The sequence below is a fragment of the Azospirillum isscasi genome (genome assembly GCF_030849505.1).
Lineage (GTDB): Bacteria > Pseudomonadota > Alphaproteobacteria > Azospirillales > Azospirillaceae > Azospirillum > Azospirillum isscasi.
This window is the reverse complement of the sequence record NZ_JAUJFI010000069.1, coordinates 20564-27204: the sequence shown is the minus strand read 5'-3', so window position 1 is coordinate 27204 and position 6641 is coordinate 20564. Positions and strand designations below refer to the sequence as shown.

Below are 6641 nucleotides of genomic sequence, written 5' to 3'. Positions count from 1 at the left end.
AAGCTTTCGAAACTGAAGTCTCTTACTGCTTGACCGAGATGCTCAAGCGACCCGCGATGCCGGTCCCCTCCGGAACCGACCCGCGGCCAACGGTCCATGCCGCCGCCTGCGCATCCCTTCTCACAACACGGTATCAACGATGTCAATGATCCCGCAGTCCCGTTGAGAACCGCAACACCCCGCACCCGACTCCTTCAGAGGAGTGGGCCGCCAGGGCCAGAATGTCTTCTGTTTTCCCGACCCGCCGTCGCCTCGTTGGCGGCCACCGCGTCGGGAGGCGCTTTATATGTGGGCTCACTCGGGGTGGCAAGCGCTTTTTTCGACCCACGGCGATTTTCTTCCCGGACACCTCCATGCACATGACACCCTTTTCATTAGGCGGCGGAGGCATGGGATCGCATAGTCGGACCCATCGCCGAGAAGATCTTCAGCTTAGGCTCGGCCACGATCAATGGTTCGTTAACCAAGAACGGATATGGTTGCAAAACGGCAGAGAGTAGCCGCCAGCCGACCGCCGGGACCAGCCCATCACAGGTCCGACCGTCGCGATTGCGCTGAACCATTTTATAAAGGCTGACAAGCGTGACATTGCTTCGCACGCCGACCTTGGTCGAAGCCCCGGGCGTCGGCCACCGTTCGTCCGAATCTCAGAACGGCGCCCTCTCCTTCTCCGCAACCACCCCTCCCGTTTCCGGCGTGCTGCGAGGCACTGCCATGCCGGAGCTGCTCCGAAACGAGCTGCTTCCGGACATCTTTTCGGAAACCGCGCGACGGACGCCGGACCGGACGGCCATTCTGTTCGATGGACGGCGGGTGAGCTATGGAGAGTTGGAAGCGCGGGCGAACCGTGTCGCCAACGCCTTGCGCGCGCGGGGCTATGGGCCGGGAAGCTTCGTCGGGCTGTGGATGGCGCGGTCGCTCGACCTGCATGTCGCGCTGCTCGGCATTCTGAAGGCCGGGGCCGCTTATCTGCCGTTCGACGCCGACGCGCCCGCCGAGCGCGTGTCGGTCAGCCTTGCCGACTGCTCCGCGCCCGCCATCCTGGTGGATGCCGTCACCGCTTCCAAAGCGACGGGGCTCGGTGCGCCGGCGCTGCGTCTGGACGAACTGGCGTCCGACGACGAGCGCGCGCCCGACCTGCGCGCCGATGGAGTCACCAAGGATCATCCGGCCTACGCGATCTACACCTCGGGCTCCACCGGCAAGCCCAAGGGCATCGTCATCAGCCACGCCAACATCTGCCATTATTTGCGCGCCGCCAACAGCGTGTACGGGATCACCGGCGAGGATGTGGCGTTCCAGGGCGCCTCGGTGGCCTTCGACCTGTCGCTGGAGGAAATCTTCGTTCCCTATCTGGTCGGCGCGACGCTCTGGGTGGCGAGCCGGCAAGTCTTGGACGAGGCGGACCGGCTGGCCGACGTGCTGAACGAGGCCGGGATCACGGTGCTGGACACCGTGCCGACCCTGCTCGCCATGCTGCCCAAGGACGTGCCGAGCCTGCGCGTCATCATCCTGGGCGGCGAGGCCTGCCCGCCCGCGGTGGCGACGCGCTGGTGCCGTCCCGGCCGGACAATCTTCAACAGCTACGGCCCGACCGAGGCGACCGTCGTCGCCACCGTGGCCGAGGTGCGCCCGGACGAGCCGGTCACCATCGGGCGCCCGATCCCGAATTACAGCTGCTATGTGGTGGACGAGGCGATGGGGCTCGCCGCCCCCGGCGTTCAGGGCGAGCTTCTGATCGGCGGGCCGGGCGTGGCGCAGGGCTATCTGGGCCGTCCGGAGCTGACCGCCGAGAAGTTCATCCGCAACTCCTTCGCCATCCACGGCAACGATCCGCTGCTCTACCGGTCCGGCGACGCGGTGAGCATCGACGCGGACGGCAACCTGCTGTTCCACGGCCGCATCGACGATCAGGTAAAAATCCGCGGCTTCCGGCTGGAGTTGGGCGAGATCGAGGCGACGCTGACCGGCATGGCCGGCGTGAGCCAGGCCACGGTCGTTCTGCGCAACGACAACGGGCTGGACCGTCTCGTCGCCTTCCTGGTGCCGCAGCCCGGCGCCCGGCTGGACAAGGCGGCGCTGCGCGACGTCCTGCGCGCCCAACTGCCCAGCTACATGGTGCCGTCGCATTTCGAGGTGACGGACCGCCTCCCCCGCCTGACCTCCGGCAAGGCCGACCGCAAGGCGCTTCAGGCCGCCCCGCTGACCGACGACACCGGCCCCGGCGAGCAGGACGAGCCGCGGACCCCGACGGAGGCCGCCCTTCTGGAAGCCGCCAAGCGCGTCTTCCCCGGTCAGGCGGTGCCGCTGGAGGCCGATTTCTTCATGGATCTCGGCGGCCATTCGCTTCTGGCCGCGCGCTTCGTATCGGCGGTGCGGGAAACCCGGCACCTGGACGGGCTGACCCTGCAGGACGTCTACGGCGCCCGCAGCCTGCGCGCCATGGCCGAGCGGCTGGACGCCCGCGCGCCGCGCGGCGGCAACGGCGGCGGAGCGGAGCGCAAGGACCGCTCCTTCACGCCCCCTCCCCTGCTCCGCCGCTTCCTCTGCGGGGCGGCGCAGGCGGCGGCCCTGCCCTTCATCCTGGCGCTGATGACGGCGCAGTGGCTGGGCGTGTTCGTCAGCTACATGCTGCTGTCGGGCGAGGACGCGAATTTCCTTCAGGAAATCGCCACGCTGCTGGGCGTCTACATGGTGATCAACGTCGCCACGGTGGTGATCGCCGTCGCGGCCAAGTGGCTGGTCATCGGGCGGACGAAGCCCGGACGCTATCCGTTGTGGGGCGTTTACTATTACCGCTGGTGGCTGGCGCAGCGCTTCATCAGCCTCGTCCACCTGAAGTGGTTCCAGGGCTCCCCGGTCATGCGGGTGCTGCTCCGTGTGCTGGGTGCCCGGGTGGGCGACGACGCGCTGATCGGCGAATTCGAATCCGGGGCCATCGACCTTGTCACCATCGGAGCGGGAGCCTCCGTCGGCGGCAAGGTGAAGCTGGCCAACGCCGAGGTGATCGGGAACGAGCTGGTCATCGGCGCGGTGGAGATCGGCGCGGATGCTTATGTCGGCACCTCCTGCGTCATCGGCATGGGCGCGGTGGTGGGCGACGGCACGGAGCTGGCCGACCTGACCGCCCTGCCCGCCGGCGCCCGCACCGGCGCCTACGAGCGCTGGGACGGTTCGCCCGCCCGCCGCTCCGGCGACGTGGACCGGGCGGAACTGCCCACTCCCGCCGCCGCGGGCCGGCTGCGCCGCGGGTTCAACGCCGCCTTCTACACGGCGATGCTGCTGGCGCTGCCGCCGATCTCGCTGATGCCGATCTTCCCAGCCTTCTACCTGTTCGACAATCTGGACGGGGTGCTGGGGTCGGCCTTCGGCGTCAGTTATCTCTATTATCTGCCGCTGATCGCCTGGCCGACGGCCATGGCGCTGGTCGCGGTCACGGTCTGCATGATCGCCGCCGTGCGCTGGATCGTTCTGCCGCGGGTGGAGGCCGGCACCTATTCGGTGCACAGCGGCTTCTACCTGCGGAAATGGATGGTGGCCCTGTCCACCGAAGTGATGCTGGACACGCTCAGCTCCCTCTACGCCACGGTCTACATGCGGGCGTGGTACCGGCTGATGGGCGCCAGGATCGGCAAGGATGCGGAGATCTCCACCAACCTCGCCGGGCGCTACGACCTCGTGGAGATCGGCGAGAAGTGTTTCATCGCCGACGAGGTGGTGCTGGGCGACGAGGACATCCGCCGCGGCTGGATGTTCCTGAAGCCGGTGAAGACCGAGGCGCGCGTGTTCGTCGGCAACGACGCGGTGGTGCCGGCGGGGGCCTGCATTCCCACGGGCTCGCTGATCGGCATCAAGTCGAAGCCGCCTGCAAACGAGGCGATGTCCGCCGGGGAGACGTGGTTCGGCAGCCCGCCCATCAAGCTGCCGGTGCGCCAGCGTTTCGACGGGGTGGCCGCCAACTGGACCTTCGAACCGTCCAGGGCCCGCCGCCTGGGCCGCGCGGTGTTCGAAGCCTTCAGCCTGTCCATGCCGACGATGCTGTTCATCACCTTCGGCACGCTGGCGGTGGAGCTGTTCGCCCCGGCCATCCTGGAGCAGCGTTACGGCGCCTTTCTGACGCAGTTCCTGGCCGTCAGCGTGGCCATCCCGGTGGCGATGGTGGCGGTGGTGATCCTGGTGAAGTGGCTGCTGATGGGCCGCTACCAGCCGACCATGAAGCCGATGTGGTCCTGGTGGGCCATGAAGACGGAGGCGGTGGCCGTGCTCTATTGGGGTCTCGCCGGCAAGGTGCTGCTGGACCATCTGCGCGGCACGCCGATGCTGCCCTGGGTGCTGCGCCTGTTCGGGACGACGTTCGGCAAGGGCGTGTTCATGGACACCACCGACATTACGGAGTTCGACTGCGTGTCGGTCGGCGACCACAGCGCGGTGAACGCCCTGTCGGCCCTCCAGACGCATCTGTACGAGGACCGCGTGATGAAGGTGGGGTGCGTGAAGGTGGGCTGCGGCGTCACCATCGGCGCCGGTTCCACGGTGCTGTACGACACGAACGTCGGCGATTACGCCCATCTCGGCCCGCTGACCCTGGTCATGAAGGGTGAGGAGATCCCGGCGCACACCGAATGGGCCGGCGCCCCGGCGGAGCCCGTGACCGAGGGACACCCGGAGTTGAAAGAGCAGCTCAAGACCGCTGCGTAATCCATTGCTGACGTTGGCTTGTTGCGGCCCGGCATCCGGCGCTTCGGCGTCGGGGCCGGGCCGCATCGTTTCAAGGCCGAAGCAACGCCCTTTCCTTATCGCCGCAGGGCCTTCCGTTCCCGTTGTGCGCGGGGCGCAGGGGTGTATAACGGTGCCCGAGCGTGGCCCTGGCCCTTTTGCGCGCTCCCACGCGCCGCATCGGGGCCTGTGACCCAAGAACAGGAAGGAAGCCCCCCGAATGCCCGACGATATCAGCCCTGCCCGCGGTGCCTCGACGCTGTTTCCGCTGACCAAGGACGACACGACCTACCGCAAGCTGACCTCGGATTACGTCTCGGTCGTCGAGTTTGACGGCGAGCAGGTTCTGAAGGTCGAGCCGGAGGGCCTGCGCCTGCTGGCCGAGGAAGCCTTCAAGGACATCAACCACCTGCTGCGTCCGGGCCATCTGAGCCAGATCCGCGCGATCCTCGACGATCCGGAAGCCTCGCCGAACGACAAGTTCGTGGCGCTGGACCTGCTGAAGAACGCCAACATCGCCGCCGCCGGCACCCTGCCGATGTGCCAGGACACCGGCACCGCCATCATCATGGGCAAGAAGGGCCGCCGCGTCTTCACCAAGGGCGGTGACGAGGCCGCCCTATCCGAAGGCGCCCGCGACGCCTACCTGAAGCGCAACCTGCGCTACAGCCAGCTCGCCCCGATCTCCATGTACGAGGAGAAGAACACCCGCAACAACCTGCCGGGTCAGGTGGAGATCTACGCGGAGGGCGAGGACGCCTACAAGTTCCTGTTCATGGCGAAGGGCGGCGGGTCGGCCAACAAGACCTTCCTGCATCAGGCCACCCCGTCCGTCCTGGCGCCGGACCGGCTGCTGAAGTTCCTTGAGGACAAGATCCGCTATCTCGGCACCTCGGCCTGCCCGCCCTACCACCTCGCCATCGTCATCGGCGGCCTGTCGGCGGAGCAGAATCTGAAGACGGTGAAGCTGGCCTCGGCCCGCTACCTCGACAACCTGCCGACCGAGGGCGGCGAGGATGCGCACGCCTTCCGCGATCTCGCCATGGAAGCCGAGGTGCACAAGCTGACCCAGACCATGGGCATCGGCGCCCAGTTCGGCGGCAAGTACTTCTGCCACGACGTGCGCGTCATCCGCCTGCCGCGCCACGGCGCCTCCATGCCGATCGGCGTCGGCGTGTCCTGCTCCGCCGACCGTCAGGCGGTGGGCAAGATCACCAAGGACGGCATCTTCCTGGAGCAGCTCGAAACCGATCCGGCCAAGTATCTGCCGGAGATCACCGATGGCGATCTGGCCGGCGAGGTGGTGAAGATCGACCTGAACCAGCCGATGAGCGAGATCCTCGCCACGCTGAAGCGGTATCCGATCCGCACCCGCCTGTCGCTGACCGGCCCGCTGATCGTCGCCCGCGACCTCGCCCACTCCAAGCTGCGCGCCCGCCTGGACGCCGGCGAGGGGCTGCCCGACTATTTCAAGAACCACCCGATCTACTACGCCGGCCCGGCCAAGACGCCGGAAGGCTACGCCTCGGGCTCCTTCGGCCCGACGACCGCCGGGCGCATGGACAGCTTCGTGGAGCAGTTCCAGGCGGCGGGCGGTTCCATGGTCATGCTGGCCAAGGGCAACCGCAGCCCGGAGGTGACCGCGGCGTGCCAGAAGCACGGCGGCTTCTATCTGGGCTCCATCGGTGGCGCCGCGGCCCGTCTGGCCCAGGATTGCATCAAGAAGGTGGAGTGCATCGAGTATCCGGAACTCGGCATGGAAGCCATCTGGCGCATCGAGGTCGAGGACTTCCCGGCCTTCATCATCGTCGATGACAAGGGCAACGACTTCTTCAAGGAACTGAAGCTGGCCTGACGCCCGCTCCGCCATGTCCCTCCCCCGCAAGAGCGGGGGAGGGACATGGAGTGGGCACTCGTCTGCAATG

The 6641-nt window shown here is 67.4% G+C and carries 2 protein-coding genes; both read left to right on the top strand.

Going from position 1 to position 6641, the window contains the following annotated elements; all coding sequences use genetic code 11:
* Nucleotides 1-714 precede the first annotated feature (714 nt).
* Nucleotides 715-4698 (top strand): Pls/PosA family non-ribosomal peptide synthetase, encoded by a 3984-nt coding sequence (locus QSG27_RS15205; RefSeq protein ID WP_306707518.1) that lies wholly within the window; start codon nucleotides 715-717, stop codon nucleotides 4696-4698.
* Between the two features lie 238 nt (nucleotides 4699-4936).
* Nucleotides 4937-6571 carry a fumarate hydratase gene (locus tag QSG27_RS15200; protein ID WP_306707517.1) on the top strand — a complete coding sequence of 545 codons (1635 nt, stop codon included), beginning with the start codon at nucleotides 4937-4939 and terminating at the stop codon, nucleotides 6569-6571.
* Nucleotides 6572-6641 lie beyond the last annotated feature (70 nt).

Excerpts from the sequence above, each read along its gene's own strand:
- QSG27_RS15205 (WP_306707518.1), top strand. The coding sequence starts at position 715 with ATGCCGGAGCTGCTCCGAAACGAGCTGCTTCCGGACATCTTTTCGGAA.
- QSG27_RS15200 (WP_306707517.1), top strand. The coding sequence starts at position 4,937 with ATGCCCGACGATATCAGCCCTGCCCGCGGTGCCTCGACGCTGTTTCCG.